The sequence below is a fragment of the Pseudomonas sp. 34 E 7 genome (assembly GCF_900005715.1).
GTDB lineage: Bacteria > Pseudomonadota > Gammaproteobacteria > Pseudomonadales > Pseudomonadaceae > Aquipseudomonas > Aquipseudomonas orientalis_A.
Genome location: NZ_CVTX01000082.1, coordinates 146,951 through 166,949 on the forward strand (window position 1 = coordinate 146,951; position 19,999 = coordinate 166,949).

The following is a 19,999-nucleotide window of genomic DNA, read 5'->3' on the forward strand; positions in this document are numbered from 1 at the left end:
ATCAGTCATTGACGGTCTCTCCGGTTTTCTTGCTCTTGAACATGTCCAGCGCCAGCATGATTGCGCCGACGGTGATAGCGCTGTCGGCAAAGTTGAACGCCGGGAAATAATGGCGGTTCTGCCAATGCACCAGGATGAAATCGATCACGTGGCCCAGGGCAACGCGGTCGTACAGGTTACCCAGCGCGCCGCCCAGCACCAGGGCCAGCGCGATGGCCAGCCAGGTGTCGTCACGGCCCAGGCGCTTGAGCCAGACCACCAGCACCGCACTGACCACCACGGCGATCACCGCGAACAACCAGCGCTGCCAGCCACCGCCATCAGCGAGAAAGCTGAAGGCCGCACCGGTGTTGTAGGCCAGGGTCCAGCTGAAGTAATCCGGGATCACCACGATCTGCTGGAACATTTCCAGGGTGCCTTCGAAATGAGCCTTGCTGACCTGGTCGATGACCAGCACCAGCACGCTCAATACGAGCCAGCCCAGGCGTCCGAAACGACTGGCAGAGTTAGGCATAGTGACGAACCTCGCCTTCACCGCTGATGTTATCGACGCAACGACCGCAGATTTCCGGATGCTCGGGGTTCACGCCGACATCTTCACGGCAGTGCCAGCAACGGGCGCATTTAGGGAAGGCCGACTTGACCACCTTGAGCTTCAAGCCCGGCACATCGGTGGCCACGGCATCTGCCGGAGCCTGGGCGAAAGGCGCCAGGCTTGCGGTGGAGGTGATCAACACAAAGCGCAGTTCGTTGCTCAGCTTGGCGAGGTCGGCGGTCAGGCCGTTCTCGGCAAACAGGGTGACTTCGGCTTGCAGGTTGCCACCCACGGCCTTGGCCGCGCGCTGCACTTCCAGCTCCTTGTTCACCGCAACCTTCACGGCCATCACGCCTTCCCAATACTCGCGGCCCAGTTCGAAGTCGGCCGGCAGTTCGGTCAAGCCTTCATACCAGGTGTTGAGCATGACGGACTCGTTACGCTCGCCCGGCAGGTACTCCCACAATTCGTCGGCGGTGAACGCCAGGATCGGTGCGATCCAGCGCACCAGCGCTTCGCTGATGTGGTACAGCGCGGTCTGCGCCGAACGGCGCGCCTTGCTGTTGGCACCGGTGGTGTACTGGCGGTCCTTGATGATGTCGAGGTAGAAACCACCGAGTTCCTGCACGCAGAAGTTGTGGATCTTGGAATAGACATTCCAGAAGCGATACTCGCCGTAATGTTCCTGCAACTCGCGCTGCAGCAACAGGGCGCGGTCCACGGCCCAACGGTCGAGGGCGAGCATGTCCTCTGCCGGCAGGATGTCGGTGGCCGGGTTGAAACCGGTCAGGTTCGACAGCAGGAAGCGCGCGGTATTACGGATGCGACGGTAGGCATCGGCGCTGCGGGCCAGGATCTGGTCGGAGACGGCGATCTCGCCCGAGTAATCGGTCGAGGCGACCCACAGACGCATGATGTCGGCGCCCAGGGTGTCGTTGATCTTTTTCGGCTCGATCACATTCTTCAACGACTTGGACATCTTGCGGCCGTTTTCGTCGACGGTGAAGCCGTGGGTCAACAGCTCCCGGTACGGCGCGTGGTTGTCGATGGCGCAACCGGTCAGCAGCGACGAGTGGAACCAGCCACGGTGCTGGTCCGAACCTTCCAGGTACAGGTCGGCACGCGGGCCGGTCTCGTGGCCCATCGGGTGCGAACCGCGCAGCACGTGCCAGTGGGTGGTGCCCGAGTCGAACCATACGTCGAGGGTGTCGCTGATCTTGTCGTACTGCGGCGCTTCATCACCGAGCAACTCGGCAGCGTCCATCTTGAACCAGGCTTCGATGCCTTCCTGTTCAACGCGCTGGGCCACGAGCTCCATGAGCTCGACGGTACGTGGGTGCAGTTCGCCGCTTTCCTTGTTCAGGAAGAACGGGATCGGCACGCCCCAGTTACGCTGGCGGGAGATGCACCAGTCCGGACGGTTGGCGATCATCGAGTGCAGGCGCGCCTGGCCCCAGGCCGGGACGAACTTGGTGCCTTCGACGGCCTTGAGCGAGCGTATGCGCAGGGTTTCGCCGCGGGTCGGCTCTTTGTCCATGCCGATAAACCACTGCGCGGTCGCGCGGTAGATCAACGGGGTCTTGTGGCGCCAGCAGTGCATGTAGCTGTGCTGGATGGTAGCGGTTTGCATCAGCGCACCGACTTCACGCAGCTTTTCGATGATTGCAGGGTCGGCCTTGAAGATGAACTGGCCGCCGAAGAACTCCAGCGACGGCACGTACACGCCGTTGCTCTGCACCGGGTTGATGATGTCATCGTTGACCAGCCCGTATTTCTTGCAGATCACGAAGTCGTCCACGCCGTAGGCAGGCGAGCAGTGAACGATGCCAGTACCCGAACCCAGTTCGACGTAGTCAGCCAGGTACACCGGCGACAGGCGGTCGTAGAACGGATGACGGAAGTTGATCAGTTCCAGCGCGGAGCCGGTGGTGGTGGCGATCACCGAACCTTGCAGCTCGTAACGCGCCAGGCACGGCTCGACCATTTCTTCGGCCAGCACCAGCAGGCGATCGCCAACGTCCACCAGCGCGTAGGTGAACTCGGGGTGCACGTTCAGCGCCTGGTTGGCAGGGATGGTCCATGGCGTGGTGGTCCAGATCACGATGGCCGCCGGCTTGGCCAGCGATGCCAGGCCAAAGGCCTCGGCCAGCCTGGCCTCATCGGCAATCGGGAAGGCCACGTCGATGGTCGAGGACTTCTTGTCTTCGTACTCGACTTCCGCCTCGGCCAAGGCCGAGCCGCAGTCGAAGCACCAGTTCACGGGCTTGAGGCCCTTGAACACGAAACCGCCCTTGACGATTTCGGCCAGGGCGCGGATTTCACCGGCTTCGTTCTTGAAATTCATGGTTTTGTAAGGGTTGTCCCACTCGCCCAGGACACCCAGGCGGATGAATTCGGACTTCTGCCCTTCGATCTGCTCGGTGGCGTAGGCACGGCACAGTTCGCGGGTTTTATCCGCGCCCAGGTTCTTGCCGTAGGTCACTTCGACTTTGTGTTCGATCGGCAGGCCGTGGCAATCCCAACCCGGGACATACGGCGCGTCGAAGCCCGACAGGGTCTTCGAACGCAGGATCATGTCCTTGAGAATCTTGTTCAGCGCGTGACCGATGTGAATGGTGCCGTTGGCATAAGGAGGGCCGTCGTGCAGGACGAATTTCGGACGATCCTTGCCAATTTCGCGCAACTTTCCGTACAGGCCAATACTGTCCCAGCGCTGCAGGATCTGCGGTTCGCGCTGTGGCAGGCCGGCCTTCATTGGGAAGGCGGTGTCCGGAAGGTTTAGCGTGGCTTTATAGTCGGTCATTTAAGGCTCTTCGGTTAGCGATGGGCGCTAGGTGCGGCTAGTGCACGGGCGGCGGCGACATCCGCATTGATCGCCGTTTTCAACGCCTCAAGGGAGGCGAAACGCTGCTCTTCACGCAGCTTGTGGTGGAAAACCACCGTTAAACGCCGGTCATACAAGTCACCGGCAAAATCCAAAAGGTGAACTTCCAGGTGGGCCTTGCCATCACCTGCAACCGTGGGCCTGACGCCTATGTTGGCGACTCCCGGCCACGATTGGCCGTCGATGTCGACACTCACCAGGTAAACCCCGGTCAGCGGCACACGACGGCGCTTGAGTTGCACGTTGGCGGTTGGCGTGCCCAGTTGGCGCGCCAGCTTCTGGCCGTGCAGTACCCGCCCGGCGATGCGGAACGGGCGACCGAGCAAACGCTCGGCCAAGGCGAAGTCGGCAGCCGCCAGGGCGTTACGCACCTGGGTACTGCTCACGCGCAGGCCGTCCAGTTCGACGGTTTGCGCGGCTTCGACGGTAAAACCCTGGTTGACGCCGGCGTGTTGCAGGAAATCGAAATCGCCTACCCGGTCGCAACCAAAACGGAAGTCGTCGCCGACCTCCAAATGCTGCACGCCGAGACCATCGACGAGGATGCGGTCGACAAACTCGGCGGCGCTGAGGCTTTGCAGGCGCTGGTTGAAAGCCAGGCAGAGGACGCGGTCCACGCCTTCTTCAGCCAACAGTTGCAGTTTGTCTCGCAGGCGGGCCAGACGGGCCGGCGCCGTTTCCGGGGTGAAGAACTCCCGCGGCTGTGGCTCAAAAATCACCACGCAGCTGGGCACGCCCAACTCGACCGCACGCTCGCGCAGCCTGGCCAGGATAGCCTGGTGGCCACGGTGAACACCGTCAAAGTTGCCAATGGTGGCGACGCAGCCCCGGTGCTCGGGGCGCAGGTTGTGGAGACCTCGAACCAGCTGCATAACGCGCTTCTTGCTCATAAAGTGGTCGATTATAACCACACCCGGCCCCGGACGACAGGCAACAGCGCAGGCCAAATGGATCGATTCGATAAAACAGCCGTTTTATCGCGGCAAACTCTCTACCCCAGCGACTTGCGATTGAAATCGCGCAGGCGGAAACCCTGCAGCAGCAACATCCCGAAGTACACCACCACGCCAGCCACTACCAGCACGCCCAGGCGCATGAAGCGCTCCAGCATATGGCCCTGGTCCCAGGCCGGCATCACGTGCATCAGCCCAAACAGCACGGCCGACATCGCCGCGACCGCCACGAGCAACTTGAGGGTAAAGGCGCCCCAGCCGGGCTGCGGTTGGTACATCTGCTGCTTGCGCAGTTGATAAAACAGCAGGCCGGCATTGATACAGGCACCGGCACTGATCGCGAGCGCCAGGCCGGCATGGGCCAGCGGGCCGATAAACACCAGGTTGAGCAATTGCGTGACGATCAGTGTGAAGATCGCGATCTTCACCGGTGTGCGGATGTTCTGCTGGGCATAGAAACCCGGCGCCAGCACCTTGATCACGATAATGCCGAGCAACCCCACGGAGTACGCCACCAGCGCATGCTGGGTCATCAGGGCGTCGTGCGCGTCGAATTGACCGTATTGAAACAGCGAGACCGTCAAGGGTTCGGCCAGGATTCCCAGGGCCAGGGAGCACGGCAGCACCAGCAGGAAGCACAGGCGCAGGCCCCAGTCGAGAATGCGCGAGTATTCCTGGCGGTCCTTGCTCGCATAGGTGCGCGCCAGGGTCGGCAGCAAAATGGTGCCCAGGGCCACCCCGAGCACGCCGGACGGCAATTCCATCAGGCGGTCGGCGTAGTACATCCACGACACCGAACCGGATACCAGCAACGATGCGAACGCCGTATTGATAATCAGGGAAATCTGACTGACGGACACACCAAGGATCGCCGGCAACATATTGCGCATCACGCGCCAGACGCCGGTGTCCTTGAGGTTCAGGCGCGGCAGCACCAGCATGCCGATCTTTTTCAAATGCGGCAGTTGGTAGAGCAGTTGTGCCAGGCCGCCGGCCAGGACGGCCCAACCCAGGGCCATTACCGGCGGATCGAAGTACGGCGTGAGGAACAGCGCGAAGATAATCATGCTGACGTTAAGCAGCGTCGGCACGAAGGCCGGCACCGAGAAACGGTTCCAGGTATTGAGAATCGCCCCGGCAAGCGATGACAGCGAGATCAGCAATATATAAGGAAAGGTCACGCGCAGCAGATCAGTGGTCAGTGCGAACTTTTCCGGGGTATTGGCAAAGCCGGGGGCCGTAGCCCAGATCACCCAGGGCGCGGCGAGCATGCCGAGCACGGTCACCAGCATCAACACCAGTGTCAGAAGGCCCGAGACATAGGCGATAAAGGTGCGGGTCGCCTCCTCCCCCTGTTGAGTCTTGTATTCGGCCAGGATCGGCACGAAGGCCTGGGAGAACGCGCCTTCGGCGAAAATCCGGCGTAACAGGTTGGGCAGTTTAAAGGCAATGAAGAAGGCGTCCGTGGCCATGCTGGCGCCAAAAATGCGTGCCAGCAGGGTGTCACGCACAAACCCCAAAACCCGGGAGATCATCGTGATAGAGCTGACGGCAGCCAACGATTTGAGCAGATTCATTGAAAGAGTTTGCGCCTATAGATAAAGAGCAGGCGAACAAAGCGCCTACTTATGCGATACTGCGCGCCTGCAACAGCACAGCGCCAAAGCTCGCGAGTTTACAGGTCAAGCGCCGGAAATAAATCACCCGCCTCTTCAGATCGACCACTCAGCAGTTCGCATCAGCCGCTCTTGACAACCCATCAAGTCATCGGCATGATTCGCGGCCTATTTTGTTTGCTATTTCCTAAAAAGTCTTTCGAGGAGCTCGACGGTGGCCAACACACCTTCCGCCAAAAAACGTGCAAAACAGGCTGAGAAGCGTCGCAGCCACAACGCCAGCCTGCGTTCCATGGTTCGTACCTACATCAAGAATGTAGTTAAAGCCATCGACACCAAAGACGCTGAAAAAGCCCAAGCTGCTTACGTTCTGGCCGTGCCAGTTATCGACCGTATGGCCGATAAAGGCATCATCCACAAGAACAAGGCCGCTCGTCATAAGAGCCGCCTGAATGGCCACATCAAGGCTCTGAACGTTGCTGCTGCAGCCTAAGTGGTAACAACTGCCACGTGACCTCAGGTTGCGTAACAGTTAAGAAATGCCCCGTACCGAAAGGTCCGGGGCATTTTTGTTTTCTGGAATGCACACCTATCCAAATGTGGGAGGGGGCTTGCCCTCGATGGCGGTGTATCAGTAAGAAATACTTTGACTGACACACCGCTATCGGGGGCAAGCCCCCTCCCACATTGACCCCATGAGTGTCAGGTAGATATTTTCAAGCACAAAAAAAACGCCCCGAACCAGTCGGGGCGTTTTTGCTACCGATTGATCAAACCACAATCAATGGTGATGACCGCCTTCACCGTGGACGTGACCGTGAGCCACTTCTTCCTGGGAAGCGTCGCGAATGGCAACGATCTTCACCTGGAAGTTCAGGCGCTGGCCAGCCAGAGGGTGGTTACCGTCAACGGTCACGTCGTCGCCGTCCAGGTCGCGGATGGTCACGATCTGCATTTGGCCGTCCGGCGCGGAAGCGTGGAACTGCATGCCGACTTCCAGCTCATCAACACCTTCGAACATGCTGCGGCTCAAGGTGCTGACCAGTTCGGCGGAGTATTCGCCGTAGGCATCTTCAGGCTCTACGGCAACGGTCAGTTCATCACCGACTGCCTTGCCTTCCAGCGCCTTTTCCAGGCCTGGGATGATGTTACCCGCGCCTTGCAGGTAGACCAGCGGCGCGCCGCCGGCGGAGCTGTCGATGACCTCACCAGCGTCGTTGGTCAGGGTATAGTCGATGGAGACAGCCTTGTTAGCGGCGATCGTCATGGGGCGAGACCTTTTGCATAAGAATGAAGAACGGACAAGTCTAAACAAGGATTTGTCCGAAAGCGAACAGAACCCGGACGGACGGGGCCGACCAACGGTCTCGACGATAACCGGATTCCACCAGGACGACGACCTGCACTGGGTCGCCGAGCTGTCCTGCGGCCACACCCAGCATCTGCGCCACCAGCCGCCGTGGCAGTCGCGCGCCTGGGTGCTCGACCCCGCGCAACGCCTTGAAAAAATAGGCCAACCCTTTGCCTGCGGCTGGTGTGCGCAACAGCACGAATAACGATAACCTTGGCGCCTGATTCGCGGTAGGCGCTCAAGCATAGAGCGCCACCCCAGCCATGCACCTCCAGAGAATTCGCATGCAGACTTTTTTTATCGCGCCCACCGATTTTGGTGTGGGCCTGACCTCCATCAGCCTTGGGCTGGTGCGTACCCTGGAACGAGCCGGGCTGAAAGTCGGTTTTTTCAAACCGATTGCCCAGCCACACCCTGGCGATACCGGCCCCGAGCGTTCCACCGAACTGGTGGCGCGCACCCACGGCCTGAAACCGCCCCAACCCCTCGGCCTGGCCCATGTCGAGCGCATGCTCGGCGACGGCCAGCTGGATGAGTTGCTCGAAGAAATCATCACGCTGTACCAGCAAGCCGCCGTGGGCAAGGACGTGCTGATCGTCGAAGGCATGGTGCCGACCCGCAGCGCCAGTTATGCGGCCCGGGTCAACCTGCACCTGGCCAAGAGCCTGGATGCGGAAGTGATCCTGGTCTCGGCCCCGGAAAACGAAGTGCTCACCGAATTGTCCGGTCGCGTGGAACTGCAGGCTCAACTGTTCGGCGGCCCGAAAGACCCGAAAGTACTCGGCGTGATCCTTAACAAGGTGCGCACCGACGAAAGCATGGAGGCGTTCTCGGCGCGTCTCAAGGAGCACTCGCCGTTGTTGCGCAGCGGTGATTTCCGCCTGCTCGGCTGCATTCCCTACCAGCCCGAACTCAACGCACCGCGTACCCGCGACGTGGCCGACCTGATGGGTGCGCAGATCCTCAATGCCGGTGACTACGAAACCCGGCGCATGACCAAGATCATCATTTGCGCGCGCACCATGCGCAACACCGTGGAGCTGCTCAAGCCCGGCGTACTGGTCGTAACACCCGGCGATCGCGACGACATCATCCTCGCCGTCAGCCTGGCCGCGATCAACGGCGTGCCGCTGGCCGGCCTGCTGCTGACCAGCGACACCCTGCCCGACCCGCGCATCATGGAGCTGTGCCGCGGTGCATTCCAGGCCGGGTTGCCGGTGCTGTCGGTGAGCACCGGTTCCTACGACACCGCCAACCAGCTTAATAGCCTCAACAAGGAAATCCCCATCGATGACCGCGAGCGCGCGGAGATCATCACCGACTTCGTCGCCAGCCACCTCGATGCACGCTGGCTGCACCAACGCTGCGGCACGCCCCGGGAAATGCGCCTGTCCCCTGCGGTATTCCGCTACCAGTTGATCCAGCGCGCCCAGGCCGCCAACAAGCGCATCGTGTTGCCCGAAGGCAGCGAGCCGCTGACTGTGCAAGCCGCTGCGATCTGCCAGGCGCGGGGCATCGCGCGCTGCGTGCTGCTGGCCAAGCCGGCGGACGTGGAAGCCGTCGCTCGCGCCCACGGCATCGATTTGCCCGAAGGCCTGGAGATTCTCGACCCGGACCTGATCCGCCAGCGCTACGTCGAGCCCATGGTGGCACTGCGCAAGAGCAAGAGTTTGAACGCACCGATGGCCGAGCAGCAGTTGGAAGACACCGTGGTGATCGCCACCATGATGCTCGCCCTGGACGAAGTGGACGGCCTGGTCTCCGGCGTCATCCACTCCACCGCCAATACCATCCGCCCTGCCCTGCAGCTGATTAAAACAGCGCCGGGCTGCACCCTGGTGTCGTCGGTGTTCTTCATGCTGTTCCCCGAGCAGGTGCTGGTGTACGGCGACTGTGTAATGAACCCGCACCCCAGCGCTGCGGAGCTGGCTGAAATTGCCTTGCAAAGCGCCGACTCGGCGGCCGCGTTCGGCATCGCCCCGCGCGTGGCGATGATCAGTTATTCCAGCGGCGATTCGGCCAGCGGCGAGGAAGTCGAAAAAGTCCGCGAGGCCACCCTGCTCGCCCACGAACAGCAAAGCTCACTGCTGATCGACGGCCCGCTGCAATACGACGCCGCCGCCAACGAAAGCGTGGCCCGGCAATTGGCGCCCAACAGCCAGGTCGCCGGCAAGGCCACGGTATTCGTGTTCCCCGACCTGAACACCGGCAACACCACCTACAAAGCCGTGCAGCGCAGCGCCGATTGCGTGAGCCTGGGGCCGATGCTCCAGGGCCTGCGCAAACCGGTCAACGACCTGCCACGCGGCGCCCAGGTGGACGACATCGTATACACCATCGCCCTCACCGCGATCCAAGCCGCCAACCGACCTATGGATATCTAAATGCTGGATTTTCTACCTGCCGCCGTACGTGGGGTGATCGCGTCCCTGCTGCTGGCACTGAACACGATCCTGCTGTGCTCGTTCCTGTTTATCGTCGCGCTGTTCAAGGCGCTGCCCTTCGCCAAGCGCTTCAGCGAATGGTTGATGAATCACACCCACGAAGCCTGGGTCACGAACAACAAGGGCTGGATGAACCTGGTGCGGCGCACGCGCTGGCACCTGAGCGGCCTCGAAGGCCTGGATTACCAGCATTCGTATCTGGTCACCAGCAACCATCAGAGCTGGGTCGACATCATGGTGCTGCAATACGTGCTCAATCGACGGATTCGCCCGCTGAAGTTCTTTCTCAAGCAGGAACTGATCTGGGTCCCGGTGATTGGCCTGGCGTGGTGGGCCCTGGGCTTTCCATTCATGAAGCGCTACAGCAAGGCTTACCTGGAAAAACACCCGGAAAAGAAAGGCAAGGACCTGGAAACCACGCGCAAAACCTGTGCGAAGTTTCGCGACAACCCGGTGGGCATCTTCAACTTCGCCGAGGGCACGCGGTTTACGCCAGGCAAGCACGCGCAACAGAAGTCACCGTTTCGCTATCTGCTCAAGCCCAAGGCCGGCGGAATCGCGTTTGTGCTGGATGCCATGGGTGAGCAATTGAAGTCACTGGTGAATGTGACTATCCACTATCCGGCCGGGCGACCGGGGTATTGGGATTTGCTGTGCGGGAATGTGAAGGACGTGGTGGTGCAGTTCGAGGAAGTGCGGATTCCGGCCGAGTTTATTGGCAGCAATTATGAGCAGGATGGGGAGTATCGGTTGGCGTTCCAGGGCTGGATCAACCAGCTGTGGGAAGACAAGGATGCCTTGCTGGACAAGCTGCACACCGATTTCCCAGACCGCAACTGATCAAAAATGTGGGAGGGGGCTTGCCCCCGATGGCGGCCTCTGGGCCGACCAGGATGTTGGATCAGACTGAGTACATATCCGTTTCTGCGGTAACGGCTGCTTAGGGTTCCGCCCTGACGGCGGCTCACTTTTGAAAAGCGCAAAAGTAAGCAAAACGCTCTTGCCCCACCACTCGGCACCTCGCTTAGGCTCGGTGTGCCCTCTCTCCGGCTTGAATCCGTGGGCCGCCGCAATGGGCCATCCATGGCCCAGTGCGGCTAACCCGGCGTCCTGCCGGGTTACCCACGGATTCAAGCCTGCGTTCGGCCAGCGTGGTTTAACGGGGCGCCTGAGATCAAGATCAAAAGCAGATCAAGAGCGGCTCGCTTCGCATCGTGGTTACGGTTGGGCGCTGCTGAGTTGTGTAGATACCGATAGCAGAGTGTCAGGCTCAGCCTATTTGACTGACACACCGCTATCGGGGGCAAGCCCCCTCCCACATTTGACCGAGTACTGGTTTAGATTGCGCCGCGCTGGCGCAACAGTTCCAGCACTTGCTTGACGCTGTCTTCCAGCGACAGGGCCTGGGTGTCGATCACCAGGTCGGCATTCAATGGCACGTCGTACGGGAACGACTCACCCGGGATGTTATCCCCACCGGCAGCGTACAGCCCTTGCGGATCACGCTCGGCGCACACCAATGGCGACGCTTGCACGTACACCGTCAGCAGGCGATCGCTGCCAATCAGCGCCTTGGCCTGTTCACGGCCTTCGGCATCCGGGGCGACGAACGCGGCCAGGGTCAGCAGGCCGGCTTCGTTGAACTGGCGCGCCACGTGAGCGGCACGCCGCCAGTTTTCGGTACGCCCGGCGCGGTCCTGCGGCAGCCCTTTGTTCAGGTCGTGACGCAGGTTCTGGCCGTCCAGTACGAACACCGCACGGCCCATGTCGAACAGCTTGCGTTCAACCGCATAGGCCAAGGTGCTCTTGCCGGCGCCGGACAGGCCGCTGAACAACACCGTGGCCGGCTGCTGGCCGAAGCGCAGGGCACGTTCCTCGGTGGCCACATGGGCCAACTTGCCGTGCTGCGCCGCGCTGCCATGGGTCACGGGCGGGGCGATGATCATGCCCGCCGCAACGGTGCCATTGGTCAAACGGTCGATGACGATAAAGGCGCCGGTGGTGCGGTTGCTGTCGTAACCGTCCAGGGCGATGGCGGCGTCCAGGCTGACCTTGACCCGGCCAATCTCGTTCAACTGCAGGGAACTGGCCGGGCCTTCGGCCAGGGTGTTCACGTCCACACGGTGCACGATGCTGGTGATGGAACCCGGCACATAGCTGGTGGCGCGCTTGATGTCGTATTTCTTGCCCGGCAGCATCGGCTCCTCGGCCATCCACACCAGCATGGCGTCGAAGGCGTCGGTCACTTGCGGCACGTTGTCGGCGTGTACCAGCAGGTCGCCACGGGAGATATCGATCTCGTCTTCCATGGTCAGCGTCACCGCCTGACCGGGACCTGCGTGCTCCAGCTCGCCCTCGAACGTGACGATGGATTTGACGCGGCTGCTCTTGCCCGACGGCAGCACCACGACTTCGTCGCCCTTGTGCACGATGCCGCTGGCCAGGGTGCCGGCAAAACCACGGAAGTTCAGGTTCGGACGGTTGACGTACTGCACCGGGAAACGCAGGTCGGTGTAGTTGCGGTCGTTGGCGATCTCGACGGTTTCGAGGATCTCCATCAGCGACTGGCCGGTGTACCAGGGCGAACGCTCGCTCTTGTTCACCACGTTGTCGCCCTTGAGCGCCGACATCGGCACAAAGGCCAGGGTGCTCGGCTTGAAGGCGATGCCCTCGGCAAACTTCAGGTAATCGGCCTTGATCGACTCGAACACGCTTTGGTCAAAGCCGTTGATGTCCATCTTGTTGATGGCGACCACGATGTGCTTGATACCCAGCAGCGAGGCGATGAAGCTGTGGCGACGGGTCTGGGTCTGCACGCCGTAGCGGGCGTCGATCAGGATGATCGCCAGGTCACAGGTGGAAGCACCGGTGGCCATGTTGCGGGTGTACTGCTCATGGCCCGGGGTGTCGGCGATGATGAATTTGCGCTTGGCGGTGGAGAAGTAGCGGTAGGCCACATCGATGGTGATGCCCTGCTCACGCTCGGCCTGCAGGCCGTCGACCAGCAAGGCCAGGTCGATGTCATCGCCAGTGGTGCCGGATTTTTTCGAATCGCGGGTGATGGCTTCCAGGTGATCTTCGTAGATCATCTTGGAGTCGTGCAGCAGGCGCCCGATCAGGGTGCTCTTGCCGTCGTCGACGTTGCCACAGGTCAGAAAGCGCAACATTTCCTTGCGCTCGTGCTGGCCCAGGTAGGCGAGGATGTCCTCGCTGATCAAATCAGATTGATGCGACATGACAGCCCCTTAGAAATAGCCTTGACGTTTTTTATCTTCCATGGAGCCAGCGCCATCGTGGTCGATGACACGGCCCTGGCGCTCGGAAGTTCGCGTCAGGAGCATTTCCTGAATGATGTCGGTCAGCGTCTCGGCTTCGGACTCCACCGCGCCCGTCAACGGGTAGCAGCCAAGGGTACGGAAACGGACTTTCTTTTTGACGATGCGGGCTTTGTCTTCGTCGGACAGGTGCTCGAGGATGCGGTCGTCGTCGATCATGATCAACGTGCCGTTCTTCTCGATCACATCGCGCTCGGCGGCGAAATACAGCGGCACGATCGGGATGCCTTCCAGGTAGATGTACTGCCAGATGTCCAGCTCGGTCCAGTTGGACAGCGGGAACACACGGATCGACTCGCCCTTGTTGACGTTGCCGTTGTAGACGTTCCACAGCTCCGGGCGCTGGTTTTTCGGGTCCCAGCGGTGCTTGCTGTCGCGGAACGAGTACACGCGCTCTTTGGCACGGGATTTCTCTTCATCGCGACGCGCGCCGCCAAAGGCAGCGTCGAAACCATGCTTGTCCAGGGCCTGCTTGAGGCCCTCGGTCTTCATGATGTCAGTGTGCTTGGCGCTGCCGTGGGTGAAGGGGTTGATGCCCTGCGCCACACCGTCCGGGTTGACGTGGGTGATCAGGTCCAGGCCCAGTTCCTCGACCATTTTGTCGCGGAACTTGTACATCTCCTGGAATTTCCAGCGGGTGTCGACGTGCATCACTGGGAACGGCAGTTTGCCCGGGAAGAAGGCCTTGCGTGCCAGGTGCAGCATCACGGCGGAGTCTTTACCGATCGAGTAGAGCATCACCGGGTTGTCGAACTCGGCGGCGACCTCGCGGATGATGTGGATGCTTTCCGCCTCCAGCTGTTTCAGATGCGTCAGTTTGTCGACCATGGCTACTCACGGAAAAACGATCTTGTGGACGGCCAGCGGGCCGTGTTCGAGCGGGGCATGCTAGCACAGCACCTGCTTCTATTCAGGGCGCCAACTAGATCGAAACGGTATATGAATATACCCCTGAGTTTGGCCTGCAATGCGGTCAAGTGTGGGAGGGGGCTTGCCCTCGAGAGCGGTGGATCAGTGAAATAGGTACTGACTGACACACCGCAATCGGGGGCAAGCCCCCTCCCACATTGAGTCCCGCTGTATGGCTCAGATCGGGTTCGGGCAATCGATGAACAGGTGCTCCAGGGCGAAGCGTCGCGCCAGGTAATCGCCCAGTGCCTGCACGCCATAACGCTCGGTGGCGTGATGGCCGGCGGCAATGAAGCTGATGTCGTTTTCGCGGGCGCTGTGGAAGGTCTGCTCGGACGCTTCGCCGCTGATAAACAGGTCGACGCCCGCGGCAATCGCATTGTCGATATAGCCCTGGCCGCCCCCGGTGCACCAACCGACGCGGCGGATCATCTCGCTGCCTTCGATCAACAGCGGCTCGCGGCCCATCACGTCCTGCACGCGACGGGCAAAGTCGCGCGGTGACAGCGGCTCGGCGAGCGAGCCGACCAGGCCAACCACTTTGGGGTTGCCGGGGTCCAGCGGGCCTTCGACGGTGATGTCCAGTTGCCTGGCAAGCTGCACGTTATTGCCGACATCGGGGTGCAGATCCAGGGGCAGGTGGTAGGCCAGCAGGCTGATGTCGTGCTTGAGTAAGGTTTTCAGGCGACGCTGCTTCATGCCGGTGATGCAGGGGTTCTCACCCTTCCAGAAATACCCGTGGTGCACCAGGATCAGGTCGGCCTGGGCTTCGACGGCGGCGTCCAGCAGGGCCTGGCTGGCGGTGACGCCGCTGACGATGCGCATCACCTGGGGCCGGCCCTCGACTTGCAGGCCGTTGGGGCAATAATCGGCGATTTTCAGGCTGCCAAGGTAGCGGTCCGCTTCCTCGACGAGGGTGGTAAGGGGGACGGCCATAAAAGACTCCTAAATATCCGGTTCGCAGGCGTCACAGCCTCGTATAATGCGCGACATTATGGGCGCTCCCGCGCCCCCTGCAACCTGTCAGGACTTACTTGATGCTCAAGGCACTGCGTTTTTTTGGATGGCCATTGCTGGCTGGCGTGCTGATCGCGATGCTGATTATTCAGCGTTATCCCCAGTGGGTTGGCCTGCCCAGTCTGGATGTGAACCTGCAACAGGCCCCGCAAACCAGCACCGTGGTGCAAGGCCCGGTGACCTATGCCGACGCCGTGGTCATCGCCGCCCCCGCCGTGGTCAACCTGTACACCACCAAGGTGATCAACAAGCCGGCGCATCCCCTGTTCGAAGACCCGCAGTTTCGCCGCTATTTCGGTGATAACGGGCCCAAGCAGCGCCGCATGGAGTCCAGCCTCGGTTCCGGGGTGATCATGAGCCCGGAAGGCTACATCCTCACCAACAATCACGTGACCACCGGCGCCGACCAGATCGTGGTGGCCCTGCGTGACGGCCGCGAGACCCTGGCCCGCGTGGTGGGCAGCGATCCGGAAACCGATCTTGCGGTACTGAAGATCGACCTGAAGGATTTGCCGTCGATCACCCTCGGCCGCTCCGACGGCCTGCGCGTGGGTGACGTGGCGCTGGCCATCGGCAACCCGTTCGGCGTCGGCCAGACGGTGACCATGGGCATCATCAGCGCCACCGGGCGTAACCAACTGGGCCTTAACAGCTACGAAGACTTCATCCAGACCGACGCGGCGATCAACCCCGGCAACTCCGGCGGCGCGCTGGTGGATGCCAATGGCAACCTGACAGGCATCAACACAGCGATTTTCTCCAAGTCCGGCGGTTCCCAGGGCATCGGTTTTGCGATCCCGGTGAAGCTGGCGATGGAGGTGATGAAGTCGATCATTGAACACGGCCAGGTGATTCGTGGCTGGCTGGGCATTGAAGTCCAGCCCTTGACCAAGGAACTGGCCGAGTCGTTTGGCCTGACCGGGCGCCCGGGCATCGTGGTCGCTGGGATCTTCCGCGACGGCCCGGCGCAGAAAGCCGGCCTGCAACTGGGCGATGTGATCCTCAGCATCGACGGCGCACCCGCCGGTGATGGCCGCAAGTCGATGAACCAGGTGGCGCGGATCAAGCCGACCGACAAGGTGGCGATCCAGGTGATGCGCAACGGCAAGGAAATCAAGCTGTCGGCGGAAATCGGCCTGCGCCCGCCGCCGGCCACGGCACCGGTGAAGGAAGAGGAATAAGCGGCAGCGCACCCGCGCCCGTTCGCGGGCGCTGGTGCATTGATATGACATAGCAATCTTTCTCATTAGACATGTTATATTGTTTCAATATCGACATTGGAACGCTCTATCATGCCGTCTCGAAAATTTGCCCCCCTGGCCGGCCTGGCCCTGGGTTTGCTGCTCGACCCTGCCTACGCCGAAGAAAACACCCTGGAACTGGACACCATCAGCGTCACCACCGACGCCTACGAGTCGGCGACCGGCCCGGTGCAGGGTTACCGCGCGACCCGCTCCGCCAGCGCCACCAAGACCGACACCGCCCTGCGCGATATCCCGCAATCGATCAGCGTGATTCCTGCCACGGTACTTAAGGACCTGGGCAGCACCAGTGTGGAACGCGCCCTGGAATTTGCCGGCGGCGTCTCCAAGCAGAACAATTTTGGCGGCCTGACCCTTTACGAATACAGCGTGCGCGGCTTCACCACCTCCGAGTTCTACCAGGACGGCTTCAGTGCCAATCGCGGCTACCCGAGCACGCCGGACGCGGCAAACATCGAACGCATCGAAGTGCTCAAGGGGCCGGCCGCCAGCCTGTACGGACGTGGCGATCCAGGCGGCACAGTGAATATCGTCAGCAAGAAACCCCAACCCGAAGCCTTCACTACGCTGCAAACCAGCGCGGGCAGTTGGGATCGCTACCGCACCGCGCTGGACGTGAATACGCCGCTCGACAGCGAGGGTCGCGTGCTGTCGCGGGTGAACCTGGCGGTTGAAGACAACCACAGTTTTCGCGATCACGTGGACGCCAAGCGAGTGTTCGTCGCACCGTCCTTCAGTTGGGAACTGGACCCGGATACCACTCTGCTGGTGGAAAGCGAATTCGTGCGCCACGCCTCCACCTTCGACCGCGGCATTGTCGCCAACACCGGCATGTCCCATTCCACGTTCCTTGGCGAGCCGGACGACGGCAATATCCGCAACCACAACAACCGCATCCAGGCCGCGCTGGAACATCACCTCAATGATGCCTGGAAGCTGCGCCTGGCCAGTCATTACAAGCAAGGTAGCCTGTGGGGCGACGCTTCGGAAAGCCGTGCGCTGAACGCCGACGGTCACACCGTCAACCGCCGCTACCGCGAGCGCTCTACCGGCTGGCACGACAGCATCACCCAACTGGAACTGCGCGGGCTGTTCGATATTGGCAGCTGGCAGCATGAACTGCTGGTCGGCACCGAGTACGAGGACTACCGCAAGAAGGAACGGGTGACCGCTATCGGCGGCAGCAACTACCCCATTGATCTCCACAACCCGGTCTACGGCCAGCCAAAACCCAATGGCACGCGCACCGGTACCGATTTCTTCGAGCAGACCCAAAGCCATGCGCTGAACCTGCAAGACCAGATCGTCTTCACCGACCGCCTGCGCGGCATGGTGGGCGCGCGCTTCGAGCATTTCGACCAGAGCACCGACGACTTCACCCGCAACCACGCCAAAAGCCGGCAAACCCACGACGCCTTCACCCAACGCGCCGGCCTGCTCTATCAACTCACACCGCAGGTTGGGGTATTCGCCAACGCCTCCACCTCATTCAAGCCCAACAGCGGCCTGGATGCCGGTGGCAAGACCTTCAAGCCCGAAGAAGGTGTGGGGTATGAAGTCGGGGTCAAGAGCGAGCTGTTTGACGACCGCCTCAGCGCCACCCTCGCCGCCTTCCATATCGAAAAGGAAAACGTGCTGACCCTGGACCCGGCGACCAACACCAACCGCGCCATGGGCAAGGCGCGCAGCCAGGGCCTGGACCTGCAACTGACCGGGCAGGTCACCGACGCCATCCGCGTGATCGGCGCGTTGGCCTACATCGACGCCGAAGTGACCAAGGGCGATAAAACCATTCCTGCCGGCAGCCGTATCCTCGGCGTCGCCAAACGCAGCGGCAGTCTGTTGGGGGTGTACCAATTCCAGGACGGCGCATTGCGCGGTTCGGACCTGGGGGCGGCGTTTACCTATGTCGGTGATCGCTCCGGTGAGGCGGGAACAGGTTTTGAACTGCCGGCTTACCACACCGTCGATCTGCTCGCGCATTACAAAGCGACGGAGAATGTCACCGTGGGGCTGAACCTCAACAACCTGTTCAACGAGAAGTACTACGAGCGATCCTACAGCAGCTACTGGGTCAACCCCGGCGAGCCGCGCAACTTCACCGTCAGCCTGAGCCTTAACCTCTGACAGACATGAGACTAAATGTGGGAGGGGGCTTGCCCCCGATGGCGATGTGTCAGTCACTGATGTACTTACTGACTCTCCCTCATCGGGGGCAAGCCCCCTCCCACATTTGGATCGCGGACCGGCAAATGATACCGGTCGGCTCTAAGGCCACCGCGCTTTTGCTTTTGATCTCAGGCGCCCCGTTAAACCACGCTGGCCGAACGCAGGCTTGAATCCGTGGGTAACCCGGCAGGACGCCGGGTTAGCCGCACTGGGCCATGGATGGCCCATTGCGGCGGCCCACGGATTCAAGCCTGCGTTCGGGCACACCGAGCCTAAGCGAGGTGCCGAGTGGTGGGGCAAGAGCGTTTTGCTTACTTTTGCGCTTTTCAAAAGTGAGCCGCCGTCAGGGCGGAACCCTAAGTGGCCGTTACCGCAGAAACGGATATGTACTCGATCAGATCCAACATCCTGGTCGGCCCAGAGGCCGCCATCGGGGGCAAGTCGAATCGTCGCACCGCCCCTCCCACAATTGGATCACCGCAAGGCGTGATTACAGCGTAACCGGCGCTCTTTCGCAGAGGGTATTGAGCGCCGCCGCCCACTGCGGGTCATCGTTCAAGCACGGCACCAATATCAACTCCTCGCCTCCCGCCTCACGGAACTGTTCCAGCCCGCGATCACCGATTTCTTCCAGGGTCTCGATGCAATCGGCGACAAACGCGGGGCACATCACCAGCAGTTTTTTCACGCCTTGCTGCGCCAATGCCTCAAGACACGCCTCGGTGTAGGGTTCGATCCACTTGGCGCGGCCCAGGCGCGACTGGAACGCCACCGACCACTTGCCATCCGGCAGCCCCAACCGCTCGGCCACATCGCGGGCAACGCTGAAGCATTGCGCGCGATAACAGGTGGCAAGCACCTCAGGCGAGGCATTTTTGCAGCAATCGGCATCCTTGAAACAATGCTGGCCGGTCGGGTCGAGTTTGGTCAGGTGACGCTCGGGCAAGCCGTGGAAACTCAACAGCAGGTGATCGTAAGCCTGTTCCACATGCGGCCGTACACTGGCGGCCAGGGCATCGAGGTACTCAGGCTGGTCGTAGAACGGCTGCAGGATGGAGAATTGCACCTTCAGTTTCTTGTCACGCACCACGCGCCTGGCTTCTTCTATCACCGTGGTCACGGTGCTGTCGGCAAACTGCGGGTACAGCGGCGCCAACGTCACTTTCTGAATGCCCTGGGCGGCCAGGCGCGTCAGCACCGTTTCAAGGGATGGCTCGCCATAACGCATCGCCAGTTCTACCGGGCCCTGGGTCCATTGCGCGGTCATCTGCTGCTGCAGGCGACGGCTGAGGACCACCAGCGGCGAGCCTTCGTCCCACCAGATGGACGCATAGGCATGCGCCGACTGCTCGGGGCGTTTGATCAGGATCAGCGACACCAGCAAGCGACGCACCGGCCACGGCAGGTCGATGACATAAGGGTCCATCAGGAACTGATTGAGGTAGCTGCGCACATCGGCCACCGAAGTGGACTTTGGCGAGCCCAGGTTGACCAGTAACAACGCGTGATCGGTCATGCAACATC

General features: G+C 61.3%; 15 protein-coding genes. 6 read left to right on the forward strand and 9 right to left on the reverse strand.

What is annotated here, in order from left to right:
* Nucleotide 1 precedes the first annotated feature (1 nt).
* The 4 genes from lspA to murJ all read right to left on the reverse strand — a co-directional run bounded on the left by lspA (nt 2) and on the right by murJ (nt 5,949).
* On the reverse strand, nt 2-514 hold the full coding sequence (gene lspA / locus BFP96_RS04665) for a signal peptidase II (RefSeq protein ID WP_065891865.1): 513 nt from the start codon (nt 512-514) through the stop codon (nt 2-4).
* Entirely contained in the window at nt 507-3,338 is a 2,832-nt protein-coding gene (ileS, locus tag BFP96_RS04670) for an isoleucine--tRNA ligase (protein ID WP_065935725.1), read from the reverse strand. The genes lspA and ileS overlap by 8 nt, the downstream gene beginning before the upstream one ends.
* A 14-nt stretch (nt 3,339-3,352) precedes the next feature.
* Nucleotides 3,353-4,291: a bifunctional riboflavin kinase/FAD synthetase gene (gene ribF, locus BFP96_RS04675; RefSeq protein ID WP_065935726.1), complete on the reverse strand. Its 939-nt coding sequence runs from the start codon at nt 4,289-4,291 to the stop codon at nt 3,353-3,355.
* A gap of 119 nt (nt 4,292-4,410) precedes the next feature.
* On the reverse strand, nt 4,411-5,949 hold the full coding sequence (murJ, locus tag BFP96_RS04680; protein ID WP_065935727.1) for a murein biosynthesis integral membrane protein MurJ: 1,539 nt from the start codon (nt 5,947-5,949) through the stop codon (nt 4,411-4,413).
* A gap of 253 nt (nt 5,950-6,202) precedes the next feature.
* On the opposite strand from murJ, the gene rpsT reads away from it, so the two are divergent.
* Complete coding sequence (gene rpsT, locus BFP96_RS04685; RefSeq protein WP_003171647.1) at nt 6,203-6,481, forward strand: 30S ribosomal protein S20; 279 nt, start codon at nt 6,203-6,205, stop codon at nt 6,479-6,481.
* A gap of 288 nt (nt 6,482-6,769) precedes the next feature.
* Here the strand turns inward: rpsT and BFP96_RS04690 are convergent, their stop codons facing one another.
* Nucleotides 6,770-7,255, reverse strand: coding sequence for an FKBP-type peptidyl-prolyl cis-trans isomerase (locus BFP96_RS04690; RefSeq protein WP_003171645.1), 486 nt, complete (start codon nt 7,253-7,255; stop codon nt 6,770-6,772).
* On the opposite strand from BFP96_RS04690, the gene BFP96_RS04695 reads away from it, so the two are divergent.
* The 3 genes from BFP96_RS04695 to BFP96_RS04705 all read left to right on the forward strand — a co-directional run bounded on the left by BFP96_RS04695 (nt 7,254) and on the right by BFP96_RS04705 (nt 10,623).
* The gene (locus tag BFP96_RS04695) at nt 7,254-7,544 is read left to right on the forward strand and encodes a DUF3565 domain-containing protein (RefSeq protein WP_122561932.1); all 291 of its coding nucleotides are present in this window, start codon (nt 7,254-7,256) and stop codon (nt 7,542-7,544) included. The genes BFP96_RS04690 and BFP96_RS04695 overlap by 2 nt on opposite strands.
* Nucleotides 7,545-7,623: 79 nt before the next feature.
* The gene (gene pta, locus BFP96_RS04700) at nt 7,624-9,723 is read left to right on the forward strand and encodes a phosphate acetyltransferase (protein WP_065888013.1); all 2,100 of its coding nucleotides are present in this window, start codon (nt 7,624-7,626) and stop codon (nt 9,721-9,723) included.
* Nucleotides 9,724-10,623 (forward strand): acyltransferase, encoded by a 900-nt coding sequence (locus tag BFP96_RS04705; RefSeq protein ID WP_065888014.1) that lies wholly within the window; start codon nt 9,724-9,726, stop codon nt 10,621-10,623.
* Between the two features lie 497 nt (nt 10,624-11,120).
* Here the strand turns inward: BFP96_RS04705 and cysN are convergent, their stop codons facing one another.
* The 3 genes from cysN to BFP96_RS04720 all read right to left on the reverse strand — a co-directional run bounded on the left by cysN (nt 11,121) and on the right by BFP96_RS04720 (nt 14,963).
* A complete protein-coding gene (gene cysN / locus BFP96_RS04710; RefSeq protein ID WP_065888015.1) occupies nt 11,121-13,019 on the reverse strand; it encodes a sulfate adenylyltransferase subunit CysN in 1,899 nt (632 codons plus the stop codon).
* A 9-nt stretch (nt 13,020-13,028) separates the two neighbouring features.
* A complete protein-coding gene (cysD, locus tag BFP96_RS04715; protein ID WP_017137614.1) occupies nt 13,029-13,946 on the reverse strand; it encodes a sulfate adenylyltransferase subunit CysD in 918 nt (305 codons plus the stop codon).
* 258 nt (nt 13,947-14,204) lie between these two features.
* A complete protein-coding gene (locus tag BFP96_RS04720) occupies nt 14,205-14,963 on the reverse strand; it encodes a Nif3-like dinuclear metal center hexameric protein (RefSeq protein ID WP_065891506.1) in 759 nt (252 codons plus the stop codon).
* 101 nt (nt 14,964-15,064) lie between these two features.
* On the opposite strand from BFP96_RS04720, the gene algW reads away from it, so the two are divergent.
* A complete protein-coding gene (gene algW / locus BFP96_RS04725; protein ID WP_057725862.1) occupies nt 15,065-16,225 on the forward strand; it encodes a Do family serine endopeptidase AlgW in 1,161 nt (386 codons plus the stop codon).
* A gap of 111 nt (nt 16,226-16,336) precedes the next feature.
* A complete protein-coding gene (locus tag BFP96_RS04730; RefSeq protein WP_065935728.1) occupies nt 16,337-18,433 on the forward strand; it encodes a TonB-dependent siderophore receptor in 2,097 nt (698 codons plus the stop codon).
* Between the two features lie 532 nt (nt 18,434-18,965).
* On the opposite strand, the gene hemH is transcribed toward BFP96_RS04730, so the two are convergent.
* The gene (gene hemH / locus BFP96_RS04735) at nt 18,966-19,991 is read right to left on the reverse strand and encodes a ferrochelatase (RefSeq protein ID WP_065891703.1); all 1,026 of its coding nucleotides are present in this window, start codon (nt 19,989-19,991) and stop codon (nt 18,966-18,968) included.
* Between the last annotated feature and the right edge of the window lie 8 nt (nt 19,992-19,999).